Source organism: Gordonia alkaliphila, from assembly GCF_023017165.1.
Lineage (GTDB): Bacteria > Actinomycetota > Actinomycetes > Mycobacteriales > Mycobacteriaceae > Gordonia > Gordonia alkaliphila.
Map to the genome: position 1 here is coordinate 3162518 of NZ_JALKBW010000001.1, position 14842 is coordinate 3177359.

A 14842-nucleotide genomic window follows, 5' to 3' on the forward strand; every position below is an offset into this window, starting at 1 on the left:
ACGTGATCACCGCGACCGACCTTGAGGTACGAGCGGGCGCCCGGACGCTGCTGTCCGCGCCCGGCGACGCCCTGCGCATCGCCCCCGGCGACCGCATCGGCCTGGTGGGGCGGAACGGCGCAGGCAAGACCACGAGCCTGCGTATCCTGGCCGGTGAGACCGAGCCGTACGCCGGTTCGGTCCGGCGCAATGGGCCGATCGGCTACCTGCCGCAGGACCCCAAAGAGGGCGATCTGTCGATCCTCGCCAAGGACCGTGTGCTGTCGGCGCGCGGCCTCGACGAGATCCTCGCGCAGATGGCCCGGCAGCAGACCCTGATGGCCGAGGCGACCGACGACAAGTACCGCGACCGGGCCATCGCCAAGTTCTCCCGGCTCGAAGAACGCTTCGGCACGCTCGGCGGCTATCTCGCCGAGTCGGAGGCGGCGCGCATCTGCAGCAACCTCGGGCTGCCCGAGCGCGTGCTCGAACAGGAACTGCGCACGCTCTCCGGCGGTCAGCGTCGTCGCGTCGAACTCGCCCGCATCCTGTTCGCCGCCTCGGACGGCTCCGGTAAGTCCGACACCACGCTGCTGCTCGACGAGCCGACCAACCACCTCGACGCCGACTCGATCGCCTGGCTGCGGACCTTCCTGCAGAACCACGACGGCGGGCTGGTGGTGATCAGCCACGACGTGGAACTGCTCAACGACGTGGTGAACCGCGTCTGGTTCCTGGACGCGGTGCGCGGCGAGGCCGACGTCTACAACATGAACTGGAAGCGCTACCTGGATCAGCGTGCGACCGACGAACAACGTCGACGCCGCGAACGCGCCAATGCCGAGAAGAAGGCCGGCGCGTTGCGGGTGCAGGCCGCCAAACTCGGCGCCAAGGCCACCAAAGCCACTGCGGCGCAACAGATGCTCAAGCGCGCCGAGAAGATGATGAACGAACTCGAAGCCGAGCACGTGGCCGACCGGACCGCGAAGATCCGCTTCCCCGAACCGGCGCCGTGCGGCAAGACGCCGCTCACCGCGCAGGGCCTCACCAAGGTCTACGGGTCGCTGGAGATCTTCACCGGCGTCGACCTGTCCATCGACAAGGGCAGCCGCGTGGTGGTGCTCGGGCTCAACGGCGCCGGTAAGACGACTCTGCTCCGGCTGCTGGCCGGCACCGAGGAACCCGACCTCGGAACGATCGAGCCCGGCTACGGGCTGAAGCTGGGCTACTTCGCCCAGGAGCACGACACCCTCGACGACGCGGCCACGGTCTGGGAGAACATCCGCCACGCCGCCCCGGACGCGGGGGAGCAGGACCTGCGCGGCCTGCTGGGCGCGTTCATGTTCTCCGGCGCCCAGCTGGAGCAGCCCGCCGGGACGCTGTCCGGCGGCGAGAAGACCCGTCTCGCCCTGGCCGGCCTGGTGTCGTCGGCCGCGAACGTCCTGCTGCTCGACGAGCCGACCAACAACCTGGATCCGATCTCCCGCGAGCAGGTTCTCGAAGCCCTGCGCAGCTACACCGGGGCCGTGGTCCTGGTGACCCACGACTCCGGTGCTGCGGCGGCCCTCGATCCGCAGCGCGTGATCCTGCTGCCCGACGGCACCGAGGACCACTGGTCCGACGAATATCAGGAGATCATCGAACTGGCGTGAGCACCCGCTTGCGCAGTTCCCCCTTGACCAGCTTGCCCGTGGGCGTGCGCGGCAGGTCGTCGAGGAAATCGATGGACCGGGGCACCTTGTACGCCGCCAACTGCTCGGTGGCGTAGGCGATCAGATCGTCGGCGAGCGCCGGCGTGGGCTCCACCCCGTCGACCAATTCCACGAAACCGCGAGCCACCTCGCCCAGGTCGTCGTCGGGCAGGCCCAGCACCGCGACGTCGCTCACGGCCGGATGATTGATCAGGACGTTCTCCGACTCCTGCGGATAGATGTTGACGCCGCCGGAGATGATCATGAACGCCTTGCGGTCGGTCAGATACAGGAACCCCTCTTCGTCGAGGTAGCCGAGGTCGCCGGTGGTGGCCCAGAACTCGTGCTGCGGGTGACGCGAGGCTCGCGTCTTCTCCGGGTCGTTGTGGTAGGTGAAGGCGGCGAAGTCCCGCTCGAAATACACCGTGCCGACCTCGCCGACCGGAAGGTCGTTGCCGTCGTCGTCGCAGATGTGGATCACGCCCAGTGCCGCACGACCGACCGAGCCGGGCCGCTCGAGCGCATCCTGCGGTCCGATCAGCGTGACGCCGGCGGCCTCAGTGGCCGCGTAGTATTCCTGGATCACCGGACCCCACCACTCGATCATCTTCCGCTTGACCTCGGCAGGGCACGGCGCCGCGGCGTGGATCGCGGCCCGCATGCTCGTCAGGTCGTAGCGGCCGCGCACCTCGTCGGGGAGCTTCAGCATGCGGACGAACATGGTGGGCACCCACTGGCTGTGGGTGATCGAGTACTCCTCGATGAGGCGCAGAGCCTCTTCCGGTTCGAATCGGTCCATCATCACCACGGTGCCGCCCAGCGACGCCACCATCGCGCAATAGCGAAGGGGCGCAGCGTGATACACGGGTGCGGGGGACAGGTACACGGTGTCCGGTCCGAAACCGTAGAACGGTCCGAAGACTGCGCTGACGGTGTCCGGGATCTCGTCGACCTGCCCCTCCGGCAGCGGCGGTCGGATGCCTTTGGGGCGTCCGGTGGTACCGGAGGAGTAGAGCATGTCGGTGCCGCGCGGCTGGGTGGTGAGCGGCGCATCCGACGCGACGGCGAGTACCTCGTCGTACGAGGTGAATCCGTCGATTCCGCCTACGCCCCAAGCGATCCGGCGGTCGGAGCGGTCGATCACCTCGGCCGCGAGCGCGACCGCGTCGGCCACCAGCGCGGAGGCGAACAGCACGCCGGCGCCGCAGTCGGCCAGGATGTAGTTCACTTCGGGCGCGGTCAGGTGGTTGTTCACCACGGTCACGTACATGCCGCTGCGGACCGCGGCCCAGTAGACGTCGAAGACGCGAAGATCGTTGTCGGACACCACCGCTACGGTGTCGCCCGGCCGCAGACCCAGCTCACGCAGATGATTGGCGATCTTCGTCGACCGTGCCATCAGCTCGGCATACGTCACGCTCTCTCCGGTGGAAGGGCGGATCAGCGCGGCCTTGTCGGCCGCGGCGGCGAGGTGGTTTCCGGGGTACACGGGGCTCCTACTGAGTCAGGAAGGTGAGGTACGCCTCACGCTAACCCGACTTCCCGTCGGCGGTGGGGGGAATCCCCGCGGGTCTGTATGACCCCACCGCCGACGGACGCCTGCCGCTGTGTCAGTCCCCAGCGCGGACCGATGCTTCGACCAGGTCGAGCACGGCGTGCAGATCGTCGGTCGACTGGCCTGTGGCCAGGCGGGTGATGAGCCCGTCGAGCACGAGGTCCAGGTAGGTCACCAGCACCTCGGTCGGCACGTCCTTGCGGAGGCTGCCGTCCTCCCGCTTTCGCTGCAGGCGAGCGAGGGTGACCGCCTCCAGGTCGTCGTTGTGCGCGGCCCAGGCCTGGGCGAACGCCGGATCGCTGCGGATCTTCCGGACGATCTCCAGCCGGGTACCCAACCAGTCGAAGTCCTTGGGGCGGGCGAGCATGTCGCGCATCACCTGCACCAGACCCTCTTGGGCGGCCACGTCGGCCATCCGTTCGGCGTCTTCCCGCGCCAGGGCGAGGAAGAGTGCTTCCTTGTCCTTGAAGTGGTGGAAGATCGCACCCCGCGACAACGCGGTGGCTTCTTCCAGCCGTTTGACCGTGGCCCCGTCGTAGCCGTACTCGGCGAAACAGTGCCGCGCGCCGTCGAGAATCTCCCGACGACGCGCGGCAAGCCGGTCATCGCTGACCCGTGGCACTGTCTATCAGCTCTGGATCATGTTCCGGAGCACGTACTGCAGGATGCCACCGTTGCGGTAGTAGTCGGCTTCACCGGGGGTGTCGATCCGGACCACGGCGTCGAACTCGACGACGTCGCCGTTCTCCTTGGTGGCGGTGACCTTCAGGGTCTCCGGGGTGACGCCCTCGTTGAGCTTCTCCAGGCCGGTGATGTCGAAGACCTCGGTGCCGTCCAGGCCCAGGGTCTTGGCCGACTCGCCCTCCGGGAACTGCAGGGGCACGACGCCCATGCCGATCAGGTTGGAACGGTGGATCCGCTCGAACGACTCGGTGATGACGGCCTTGACGCCGAGCAGCACCGTGCCCTTGGCGGCCCAGTCGCGCGAGCTGCCCGAGCCGTACTCCTTGCCACCCAGGACCACCAGCGGGATGCCGGCGGCCTGGTAGTTGACCGACGCGTCGTAGATGAACGACTGCGGGCCGCCCTCGAGGGTGAAGTCGCGGGTGTAGCCGCCGGACACGCCGTCGAGCAGCTGGTTCTGCAGACGGATGTTGGCGAAGGTGCCGCGGATCATCACCTCGTGGTTGCCACGACGGCTACCCAGCGAGTTGTAGTCCTTGCGGGCCACACCGTTGGCGTCCAGGTACTGGGCCGCCGGGGTGCCCGGCTTGATCGGACCGGCCGGGCTGATGTGGTCGGTGGTGACCGAATCGCCCAGCAGCGCCAGGACGCGCGCGCCCTTGATGTCGGCGACGGGGTCCGGCTCCATGGTCATGCCGTCGAAGTACGGGGCCTTGCGGACGTAGGTCGACTTCTCGTCCCACTCGAAGGTGTCGCCGTCCGGGGTGTTCAGACCCTGCCAGCGCTCGTCACCGTCGAACACGGTCGCGTACGACTTGGTGAACATGTCCGCGTTGATCGCCGACTTGATGGTGTCGTCGATCTCCTGCGCCGACGGCCAGATGTCCTTCAGGAAGACGTCGTTGCCGTCGGTGTCCTGGCCCAGGGCTTCGGTCTCGAAGTCGAAGTCCATGGTGCCGGCCAGAGCGTAGGCGATGACCAGCGGCGGGCTCGCCAGGTAGTTCATCTTCACGTCGGGGGAGATGCGACCCTCGAAATTGCGGTTGCCCGACAGCACGGCGGTGACTGTCAGGTCCTCGTCGTTGACGGCCTTGCTGATCGCTTCCGGCAGCGGGCCGGTGTTGCCGATGCAGGTGGTGCAGCCGTAGCCGCCCAGGTAGAAGCCGAGCTTCTCCAGGTACGGCCACAGTCCGGCCTTGTCGTAGTAGTCGGACACGACCTGCGAACCGGGCGCCATGTTGGTCTTGACCCACGGCTTGGAGGTCAGGCCCTTCTCGACGGCGTTGCGGGCCAGCAGGCCTGCGCCGATCATGACCGACGGGTTCGACGTGTTGGTGCAGGAGGTGATGCCGGCGACCGCGACCGCACCGTGGTCGAGCACGAAGGTGTTGCCGTCGGAGGTGACGGTGACCGGCTTGCTCGGGCGGCCTTCGGCGCCGTTGGCGGCCGACTGCACGTTCACTGCGCCGTCGTCGGCGAAGGAAAGCGCGGCCGGGTCAGAAGCCGGGAAGGACTCTTCGACGGCCTCGTCGAGCTGGGTGTGCTCGGCGGGCATGTGCTCTTCGACGTAGTTGTGGATGTCCTTGCGGAAGGCCACCTTCGACTCCGACAGGAGGATGCGGTCCTGCGGACGCTTCGGGCCGGCGATCGACGGCACCACGGTGCCCAGATCCAGCTCGAGGTACTCCGAGTACTGCGCCTCGTTCTCGGTGTCGTGCCACATGCCCTGTTCCTTGGCGTACGCCTCGACGAGAGCGAGCTGCTCCTCGGTGCGGCCGGTCAGGCGCAGGTAGTTGATGGTCTCGTCGTCGAGCGGGAAGATCGCGCAGGTGGAGCCGAACTCGGGGCTCATGTTGCCCAGGGTGGCGCGGTTGGCCAGGGGGACCTCGGCCACGCCGGCGCCGTAGAACTCGACGAACTTACCGACGACGCCGTGCTGGCGCAGCATGTCGGTCACGGTCAGCACCACGTCGGTGGCGGTGACGCCCGGCTTGATCTCACCGGTCAGCTTGAAGCCGACGACGCGCGGGATCAGCATGGACACCGGCTGGCCGAGCATCGCGGCCTCGGCCTCGATGCCGCCCACGCCCCAGCCCAGCACGCCCAGGCCGTTCTGCATGGTGGTGTGCGAGTCGGTGCCGACGCAGGTGTCGGGGTAGGCCTGGCCGTTGCGGGTCATCACGACGCGCGCCAGGTGCTCGATGTTCACCTGGTGGACGATGCCCATGCCCGGCGGGACGACGCGGAAGTCGTCGAACGCGCCCTGGCCCCAGCGGAGGAACTGGTACCGCTCGCCGTTGCGCTGGTACTCCAGCTCGACGTTGCGCTCGAAGGCATCGGCGCGGCCGAAGACGTCGAGGATCACCGAGTGGTCGATGACCATCTCGGCGGGGGACAGCGGGTTGACCTTGTTCGGGTCGCCGCCGAGGGCGCTGACGGCCTCACGCATGGTGGCGAGGTCGACGACACAGGGCACGCCGGTGAAGTCCTGCATCAGGACGCGGGCCGGGGTGAACTGGATCTCGACGCTCGGCTGGGCGTTGGGGTCCCAGTTGGCCAGCGCGTTGATGTGATCGGCGGTGATGTTCGCGCCGTCTTCGGTGCGCAGGAGGTTCTCGGCGAGAACCTTCAGCGCGTAGGGCAGCTTCTCGGTGCCGGGGACGGCCGACAGGCGGAAGATCTCGAACGAGTCGTCTCCCACCTCCAGCGTGCCGCGGGCGCCAAACGAATCCTTGCTCAAGGTGTGCTCCACTCTCATCGCGGGTGATCGCCGACGGGCTGTGTCGACGGAAGAACTGCTACCCGCACATCATAGCAGTACGGGCGTACTGGTTGGCGGGAACGGCGGGTAGCGCGTCGCCATCAAGTGAGCGAACACGCCTGCCGTAAGGTGAGCGCGTCCGTACCTCTCCGATTCGCAGGAGCTCCAGATGACGCCGGCACTGGCCACCTTCGTGCTCGCCGCACCGATCGACACCACCGCGCAGTGGGCAGATCTGGACATTCCGGCGATCGCTGCGGCCTTGCAGTCCACCGGGGTCTACGCCCCCGCCGACCAGGTGTCCGCGCTGGAGCAGGTGGTCGCAGGCGCCGCCTCCGACGGATACGACCTGCAGATCGTGGTGCTCGAGACCAGCTATTCGCCGTTCACCGTGTACCGCGACATCGCCACCGAACTGCAGTCGCAGGTGGGCGGCACCGTGCTGGTGATCGGGCCGTCGGGCATGGGTACCGCCTCCGACGAGTTCAGCCGCGTCGAACTCGAGGACGGCACCGGCGAGGTCAAAGCGGGCACCAGCCCGGCCGTCGCCGCGCAGCAGATCTACGACCGCGCCACCGATCCGCACGTGGACTGGACCGTCCTGACGATCCTGCTGATCGTGCTCGTCGTACTGGGTGCGGTCGGCGCTCGCATCGCCATGGTTCGCCGTCGCGGCTGAGCCTTCGGCGTTACCCAACTGTGACGGGCAAGGGGCGAGCACTCTTTCCGCTGTTCAGTGCATTTCCGCAGGTAATCACTCGTTTGTAATTCATCCTGTCGGGTTCCTGGTGTGTCCGATGTGACGTACGGTGCAGTAGACACTTTTGAGTAACCAGGGGATGGACGTGTCAGTGAGACAGATGCGTCGCGGGTACTCAACAGGGACACAAAGGGAGTACTTCTGTTGAAGCGAGCAACCAGTACCGCACGTCAGGCGATGCGCGGCGGCACTCTCAGCGCTTTGCTGGTGGTGGGCACGCTGACCGCAGGCCACGCGGTGGCCGACCCGGCGAAGAAGCCGTCCCCGGTCGCGGAGTTGATCAACGACATCGCGACCATCGACCAGAACCTGTCGCAGCTGACCACGACGGTCGCCATCAAGCAGCAGGCCGTGAACAAGGCGCTGGTCGACTTCCAGAACGCCTTCGCCGCCCAGCAGGTGGCCGCCGCCACGGACGACGCCGCACGGGCGGCACTGACCAAGACCAACCAGCAGGTGGCCGACGCGCAGCGCACGTTCGACGACTTCATGCGCGCTGTCAACCGGCAGGGCAACAATCGCCTCGGCACGATGTCGGATTACGTCTCGTCCGACGATCCCGGCAAGGTGCTCGACCAACTCACCAGCGTCGAGCAGATGGGCCGGGAACAGCGCGCCACCGTCGCACGACTGCAGGCGATGCGCGGCCAGCAGGCCAAGCGGGTCGCGGCGACGTCGGCGACGCGGAAGCAGACCGCCGCGGCCGCCAAGGGCGCCGAGAGTCGTCGCGCCGATGCGATCGCCGCCGTGAACGACGCCCGCCAGGCCGTCACCGATCAGAACACCAAGCGGTCGAGCCTGCTCAACCAGCGCACCGCACTGGTGAACAAGCTCGACAAGCAGCGGGGCACCAAGACCCCGACGTCGCCCCCACCCGTGCTGAGCGACGTCCTCGAACAGCTCCCGTCCACGCAGGTGGAGGGCACCGAGAACGCGGCCGCCGAGGCCGCAGCCCTGGTGGCCAAGCTGGCTCTGGAGACCGGCACGCAACTGCTGGCCGGCTTGATCGGCGAGCAGCAGATCCCGCATTCGGAACTGCTCGACGAGTTGGGTCTGGGCGGATCCAGCATCGGCGACGGTCCCGACGGCGTGATCTCCCGCCTCGGCACCGGTTCGCTGGGTGCGCTCTTCGGCGGCGGCGGAGGAGGCGGCGGCATCACCCGGCCGGGTCTGCGGGGACCGCAGGCCGTCGAGCTCGTCGTCAATCGCGCGAAGTCGCAGATGGGCATCCCGTACGCCTGGGGCGGCGGCAACGCCGACGGCCCGACGCTCGGTATCCGCGACGGCGGCGTGGCCGACAGCTACGGCGACTACAACAAGATCGGCTATGACTGCTCGGGCCTGATGGTCTACGCCTTCGCCGGCGTCGGCATCGATCTGCCCAAGTACTCCGGCTATCAGTACACCTCCGGGCCGCACGTTCCGCTGGCCGAGATGCGCCGCGGCGACATGATCTTCTACGGCCCCAACGCCAGCGCCCACGTGGCGATGTACCTGGGCGACGGCACCATGATCGAGGCGCCCCAGTCGGGCAGCGTCGTGAAGATCTCGCCGGTGCGGACCGATGGCGCCATGCCGAATGTCGTGCGTCTACTCTGACCGTCGCGGCGGTCGGTAGAGTCGCTCGCAGCACCGTCAGCTACAGAGGAGTCACCGGTTTGAGTTCAGCCGCCGCGGAAAACGCACTCACCCCCGAGGATGTCAAACTCCTCGAACGGGCGATGTACGAAGTCAAGCGCGTCATCGTGGGTCAGGAAGAACTGGTCGAGCGGATCATGGTGGGCCTGCTGGCCCGCGGCCACATCCTGCTCGAGGGCGTGCCCGGCGTGGCCAAGACGCTCGCGGTGGAGACCTTCGCCACCGTGATCGGTGGCGACTTCTCGCGCGTCCAGTTCACTCCCGACCTGGTGCCGACCGACCTCATCGGTACCCGCATCTATCGGCAGGGCCGCGAAGAGTTCGACACCGAGCTCGGTCCGGTGGTGACCAACTTCCTGCTGGCCGACGAGATCAACCGCGCTCCGGCCAAGGTGCAGTCGGCCCTCCTGGAGGTGATGGCCGAGCGGCACGTGTCGATCGGCGGCATCACCTACCCGATGCCCGATCCGTTCCTGGTGATGGCCACCCAGAACCCGATCGAGAACGAGGGCGTCTACCCGCTGCCCGAGGCGCAGCGCGACCGCTTCCTGTTCAAGGTCCTCGTCGACTATCCGTCGGTGGAGGAGGAGCGCGAGATCGTCTATCGGATGGGCATCGAGCCGCCGACCGCCTCGCAGATCCTGGACCCGGCCACCACCATCCGCCTGCAGAAGGTGGCCGCCGGCGTCTTCGTGCACCACGCCCTGGTCGACTACGTGGTGCGCGTCGTCGACGCCACTCGGCGTCCGGCCGATCTCGGCCTGACCGACGTGGCGACCTGGCTCAGCTACGGCGCCTCCCCGCGCGCCACCCTCGGCATCGTGGCCGCTGCCCGCGCCCTCGCGGTGATCCGCGGCCGCGACTACGTGATCCCGCAGGACGTCGTCGAGATCATTCCGGACGTGCTGCGTCACCGCCTGGTGCTCAGCTACGACGCGCTCGCCGACGAGGTGACGCCGGACCAGATCATCACCCGGATCCTGCAGACCGTCGGACTTCCGCAGGTCAGCGCGGCACCGCAGCAGCAGGTGCCGCAGCAGCCCGCTCCCCAGCAGTACCCGCAGGCCCCGCAGCAGCAAGCACCGCAGCAGCAGCCGGTCCCGCAGCAGCAAGCACCGCAGCAGCAGCCGGTCCCGCAGCAGCAGGCCGCGCCGCAGCAGGCGCCGACCCCGGAGGGTCATGTCGGCCAATAGCGATCTGCCGTCTCTGCGCGGAGGTGACCTCGACGACCCGCAGCTGACGGCGGCGCTGGGCAGCCTGGAGCTGACGGTCCGTCGCAAGCTGGACGGCGTGCTCCAGGGTGCCCACCTCGGCCTGATTCCGGGGCCGGGCTCCGAGCCCGGCGAGGCGCGACCGTATCAGCCCGGCGACGACATCCGGCGGATGGAATGGTCGGTCACCGCACGCACCACGCAGCCGCACGTCCGGCAGATGATCGCCGACCGCGAGCTGGAGACCTGGTTCGTGATGGACGCCTCCGCCAGCCTCGACTTCGGGTCGGGGGAGCACACCAAGCGCGACCTCGCCGTCGCCGCGGCGGCCGCGGTGGTCCACCTGACCGCCGGCGGCGGTAATCGGCACGGCGCCGTCGTCGTCACCGGCGACACCATCGCGCGCGTGCCCGCACGCTCGGGCCGCGCCCACGACCGCAACCTGCTGAAGACGCTCGCCACCACCCATCGCAGCAACGCCGGTGTCCGCGGCGACCTGAACGCGGGTCTGGAAGCCCTGCGTCGTCCGCAACGACGCCGCGGCCTGGCCGTGGTGATCAGTGACTTCCTCGGCCCCCTCGACTGGACGCGTTCGCTGCGCGCCATCGGCGCCCACCACGAGTTGCTCGGTGTGGAGGTGCTCGATCCACTGGACATCGCATTGCCCCCGGTGGGCCCGGTGACCCTGGCCGACGCCGAATCCGGCGACGTGCTGGAAATCGACGTGACGCCGCAGGTGCGCGCGGACTTCGCGGCCGCCGCGGCCGCCCACCGGGAGCAGGTGCACGCCGCGTTCCGCAGTTGCGGCGGGGCGGTGCTGACGCTGCAGACCGATCGCGACTGGATCGCCGACACCGTGCGATTCGTGGGCCGTCGACGTCGTGCGGCGGGGGTGCGGTAGATGAGCCGTTGGTTCGGCCACCCGTGGTGGCTGCTGTCGATCCTGCTGGTCGTCGCACTGGTGGCGGCGTACGTCATCGAGATGCGGCGGCGGAAGACCCGCGCCCTGCGCTTCGCCAATCTGGACGTGCTGCGGTCGGTCACGCCGGGCGCGCGCGACCGGTTCCGGCACGTGCCGTTCGGTGTGCTGGCCGTCGGCCTGCTCTTGTTGACCATTGCGATGGCCGGTCCGCTGGCCGAACGCGACGTGCCGCGCAACCGCGCCACCGTGATGCTGGTGGTGGACGTCTCCAACTCGATGATGGCCACCGACGTGGCGCCGTCGCGCCTGGAAGCCGCGCAGGCGGCGGGCAAGCGTTTCGCCGACGAGTTGACCGCGGGCATCAATTTGGGTCTGGTGTCGTTCGCCGGCACCGCGTCGACCCTGGTGTCGCCGACGCCCGACCACAACGCCACCAAGAACGCGCTGGGAAAGTTGAAGCTGGCCGACAAGACGGCCACCGGCGAGGGCATCTTCGCGGCGCTCGACCAGATTCAGACGCTCAACTCGGCGCTCGGCGGCGACTCGCACGCGCCGCCCGCGCACGTGGTGCTGCTGTCCGACGGCAAGCAGACCGTGCCGGAGAGCCCGAACGCCGAGCGCGGCGGCTTCACCGCAGCCCGCAAGGCCAAGGAGGAGAACATCCCGGTCTCCACCATCTCCTTCGGAACACTCAGCGGCACCGTCGAACTCGAGGGGCCGAACGGCCAGATGCAGCGCGTGCCGGTGCCCGTCGACGACGATTCGCTGCGCCAGATCGCGAACATCTCCGGCGGCAACTTCTACACCGCGTCGTCGTTGGACGAGCTGAACAAGGTCTATTCGACGCTGCGCGAACAGATCGGCACCGAACGCCAGCGCGGCGACAACTCCCGCCCGTGGATGATCGCGGGAACGCTGCTGGTGCTCGCCGGGACCGCGGGTGCCCTCTTCCTCAACCGCCGACTTCCGTGAGATAGGTTGGACAACCATGTCAGAGAATGCACAGACCCCCGAATTCACTCCGCGCTCGGTGCTCGTCACCGGCGGTAACCGGGGTATCGGCCTGGCCGTGGCCCAGCGCCTCGCCGCCGACGGCCACAAGGTCGCCGTGACCCACCGCGGCTCCGGCGCCCCCGAGGGCCTGTTCGGCGTGCAGTGCGATGTGACCGACGACGAGTCGGTGACCCGCGCCTTCGCCGAGGTCGCCGAGCACCAGGGCCCCGTCGAGGTGGTCGTCGCCAACGCCGGCATCACCGAGGACACCCTCATCATGCGGATGAGCGTGGACAGCTTCGCCACGGTGCTCGACGCGAACCTGACCGGCGCCTTCCGCGTCACCAAGGCCGCCACCCGCGACATGCTGAAGAAGCGCTGGGGCCGGTTCATCTACCTCGGCTCGGTTGTCGGCATGATGGGCACCCCCGGCCAGGCGAACTACGCCGCGTCGAAGGCCGGCGTGATCGGTCTGGCGCGCTCGGTGACCCGCGAGCTGGGCGGCCGCAACATCACCGCCAACGTGGTGGCCCCGGGCCTGATCGACACCGACATGACCCGCGCGCTGCCCGAGGACTACACCAAGACCGCGGTGGACCAGGCCATTCCGGCCAAGCGCATGGGCCAGCCCGAAGAGGTGGCGGCCGTCGTCAGCTTCCTCGCCTCGAACGACTCCGCCTACGTCACCGGCAACGTGATCAACGTCGACGGCGGCCTCGGCATGGGTCACTGACCCACCCCACTACTTTCTAGGAGCATCCCGTGAGCGGAATCCTCGCAGGCAAGACCATTCTCGTCACCGGCATCATCACCGACGCCTCCATCGCCTTCGCTACCGCGGCGCAGGCACAGGAGGCCGGCGCCAAGGTGATCATCACCGGCATCCCGGAGCGGCTGCGGCTCATCAACCGCATCGCTAAGCGCCTCCCGCAGGAAGTGCCCGACGCGATCGGTCTGGACGTGACCGACGAGGAGAGCCTGGGCGCCCTGGCCGATCAGGTGCGCGCACTGGCCCCGGAGGGCATCGACGGCGTGGTGCATTCGATCGCCTTCGCCCCGCGCACCCTGATGGGTCCGGATGCGCTGCCGTTCCTCGACGGCCCCGGCCCGGACGCGGCCAAGGCCTTCGAGATCTCGGCGTGGAGCTACGCGTCGCTGGCGCGCGCCGTGCTGCCGGTGATGAACGAGGGCGGCTCCATCGTGGGCATGGACTTCGATCCGCGCACCGCTGTGCCCGACTACAACTGGATGGGCGTGGCCAAGGCCGCGCTGGAGTCGGTGAACCGCTACGTGGCCCGCGAGGTGGGGTACGCCAAGAAGGTGCGTTCCAACCTGGTGGCCGCCGGTCCGATCAAGACCCTGGCCGCCAAGGCGATCTCCGGCACCGCGACCGACGATGCCAAGAAGCTGAACATGCTCAACGAGTACTGGGACGGTGCGTCGCCGATCGGCTGGAACGTCGACGATCCCGCCCCGGTCGGCAAGAGCGTCGTCGCGCTGCTGTCGGACTGGCTCCCGGCCACCACCGGTTCCATCGTCTACGTCGACGGCGGTGCCAGCCACAACACCTGGTTCCCCGAGAACCTGCTGAGCTGACATGACGGCGGCCGCATCCGAGCAGTTCACCGCCGTCCTCTTCCACTCCTTCGGCGGACCGGACGGTCCCGAGGACGTTCGTCCGTTCCTGGAGAACGTCACGCGCGGTCGCGGGGTGCCGCCCGAGCGGCTCGAGGAGGTGGTGGAGCACTACCTGCACTTCGGCGGCATCTCACCGATCAACCGGCTGAACCTGGACATGATCGCGGCGCTGCAGGCCGAGCTGCGTTCGCGCGGCACGGATCTGCCGATCTACTTCGGTAACCGCAACTGGACACCCTTCGTCGCCGATGCGCTGACCGCTCTGCGGAGCGACGGCCACCGTCGGGTTCTGGTGTTCCCGACGTCCGCGTGGGGCGGTTACTCGGGTTGCCGCCAGTACCACGAGGACCTCGCCGGTGCGCTGGCGCAGGTGGACGGCTCGTCGGACCTGCTGGTGCGCAAACTTCCGCAGTTCTGGGACCGCCCCGGTTTCGTCGCCGCGGCCGCGGCGGCGGTCCGTCGTGCGCTGGCCGAGTTGGGGGAGGGCGCCCCGGCTCGACTGGTGTTCACCGCGCACTCGATTCCGCTCGGCGCCGACCGGACCGCCGGGCCGCCGGAGGACGGCGGGCACCTGTACTCGCGCCAGGTGGCCGGGGCGGCGCAACGCGTCGCCGACGAGCTGGGCGTCGAGAACCACGATCTGGTCTGGCAGTCGCGCTCGGGTCCGCCCCAGGTGCCCTGGCTGGAGCCGGACATCTGCGACCACCTCGACGCGCTGGCCGAGGAAGGCGTCGGTCGCGTGGTGGTGTGTCCGATCGGGTTCGTCTCCGACCACCTCGAAGTGGTCTGGGATCTGGACACCGAGGCTCGGCAGCGCGCCGAGGAACTGGGGATGGGCTATGCCCGCGCCGACACGGTCGGCACCGACCCGGCGTTCCTGGCGATGATCGCCGATCTGATCGAGGACTACGCCGACGGCGGCGGTGACACGTCCGCACTCGGTTGCGGCGACAACGGCGCGCTCTGCCGGCCGGGCTGCTGCCAGCTGCCGCCGCGCCCCACCCGGTAGG

12 protein-coding genes are annotated in these 14842 nt (G+C 68.6%); 9 read left to right on the plus strand and 3 right to left on the minus strand.

The features are described from left to right. The first annotated feature begins 2 nt into the window (after positions 1–2). Entirely contained in the window at positions 3–1631 is a 1629-nt protein-coding gene (locus MUG78_RS14450; protein ID WP_246995923.1) for an ABC-F family ATP-binding cassette domain-containing protein, read from the plus strand. On the opposite strand, the gene MUG78_RS14455 is transcribed toward MUG78_RS14450, so the two are convergent. The 3 genes from MUG78_RS14455 to acnA all read right to left on the minus strand — a co-directional run bounded on the left by MUG78_RS14455 (position 1615) and on the right by acnA (position 6667). Beyond that, positions 1615–3159: an acyl-CoA synthetase gene (locus MUG78_RS14455; RefSeq protein WP_246995925.1), complete on the minus strand. Its 1545-nt coding sequence runs from the start codon at positions 3157–3159 to the stop codon at positions 1615–1617. The genes MUG78_RS14450 and MUG78_RS14455 overlap by 17 nt on opposite strands. 121 nt (positions 3160–3280) lie before the next feature. Continuing rightward, positions 3281–3847, minus strand: a complete 567-nt coding sequence (locus tag MUG78_RS14460; RefSeq protein ID WP_246995927.1) for a TetR/AcrR family transcriptional regulator — start codon at positions 3845–3847, stop codon at positions 3281–3283. 6 nt (positions 3848–3853) lie between these two features. Continuing rightward, positions 3854–6667, minus strand: coding sequence for an aconitate hydratase AcnA (acnA, locus tag MUG78_RS14465; RefSeq protein WP_246995929.1), 2814 nt, complete (start codon positions 6665–6667; stop codon positions 3854–3856). A 172-nt stretch (positions 6668–6839) separates the two neighbouring features. On the opposite strand from acnA, the gene MUG78_RS14470 reads away from it, so the two are divergent. The 8 genes from MUG78_RS14470 to MUG78_RS14505 all read left to right on the plus strand — a co-directional run bounded on the left by MUG78_RS14470 (position 6840) and on the right by MUG78_RS14505 (position 14841). After that, positions 6840–7349, plus strand: a complete 510-nt coding sequence (locus tag MUG78_RS14470; protein WP_246995931.1) for an Rv1476 family membrane protein — start codon at positions 6840–6842, stop codon at positions 7347–7349. Between the two features lie 225 nt (positions 7350–7574). Then, positions 7575–9029 carry an NlpC/P60 family protein gene (locus MUG78_RS14475; RefSeq protein WP_246995933.1) on the plus strand — a complete coding sequence of 485 codons (1455 nt, stop codon included), beginning with the start codon at positions 7575–7577 and terminating at the stop codon, positions 9027–9029. Between the two features lie 122 nt (positions 9030–9151). Beyond that, positions 9152–10261, plus strand: coding sequence for an AAA family ATPase (locus MUG78_RS14480; RefSeq protein ID WP_246997077.1), 1110 nt, complete (start codon positions 9152–9154; stop codon positions 10259–10261). Then, positions 10248–11180 carry a DUF58 domain-containing protein gene (locus tag MUG78_RS14485; RefSeq protein WP_246995935.1) on the plus strand — a complete coding sequence of 311 codons (933 nt, stop codon included), beginning with the start codon at positions 10248–10250 and terminating at the stop codon, positions 11178–11180. The genes MUG78_RS14480 and MUG78_RS14485 overlap by 14 nt, the downstream gene beginning before the upstream one ends. Next, positions 11181–12173, plus strand: a complete 993-nt coding sequence (locus tag MUG78_RS14490; protein ID WP_246995937.1) for a VWA domain-containing protein — start codon at positions 11181–11183, stop codon at positions 12171–12173. It begins immediately after the preceding gene. A gap of 16 nt (positions 12174–12189) precedes the next feature. Next, positions 12190–12927, plus strand: coding sequence for a 3-oxoacyl-ACP reductase FabG1 (gene fabG1 / locus MUG78_RS14495; protein WP_246995939.1), 738 nt, complete (start codon positions 12190–12192; stop codon positions 12925–12927). 29 nt (positions 12928–12956) lie between these two features. Beyond that, positions 12957–13790, plus strand: coding sequence for an NADH-dependent enoyl-ACP reductase InhA (gene inhA / locus MUG78_RS14500; RefSeq protein ID WP_246995941.1), 834 nt, complete (start codon positions 12957–12959; stop codon positions 13788–13790). A gap of 1 nt (position 13791) precedes the next feature. Further along, on the plus strand, positions 13792–14841 hold the full coding sequence (locus MUG78_RS14505) for a ferrochelatase (RefSeq protein ID WP_246995943.1): 1050 nt from the start codon (positions 13792–13794) through the stop codon (positions 14839–14841). The last annotated feature ends 1 nt before the right edge of the window (position 14842 follow it).

Coding starts and splice junctions, on each gene's coding strand:
- acnA (WP_246995929.1), bottom strand. CDS start 6,667: ATGAGAGTGGAGCACACCTTGAGCAAGGATTCGTTTGGCGCCCGCGGC.
- MUG78_RS14470 (WP_246995931.1), top strand. CDS start 6,840: ATGACGCCGGCACTGGCCACCTTCGTGCTCGCCGCACCGATCGACACC.
- MUG78_RS14480 (WP_246997077.1), top strand. CDS start 9,152: ATGTACGAAGTCAAGCGCGTCATCGTGGGTCAGGAAGAACTGGTCGAG.
- MUG78_RS14485 (WP_246995935.1), top strand. CDS start 10,248: ATGTCGGCCAATAGCGATCTGCCGTCTCTGCGCGGAGGTGACCTCGAC.
- MUG78_RS14490 (WP_246995937.1), top strand. CDS start 11,181: ATGAGCCGTTGGTTCGGCCACCCGTGGTGGCTGCTGTCGATCCTGCTG.
- fabG1 (WP_246995939.1), top strand. CDS start 12,190: ATGTCAGAGAATGCACAGACCCCCGAATTCACTCCGCGCTCGGTGCTC.
- MUG78_RS14505 (WP_246995943.1), top strand. CDS start 13,792: ATGACGGCGGCCGCATCCGAGCAGTTCACCGCCGTCCTCTTCCACTCC.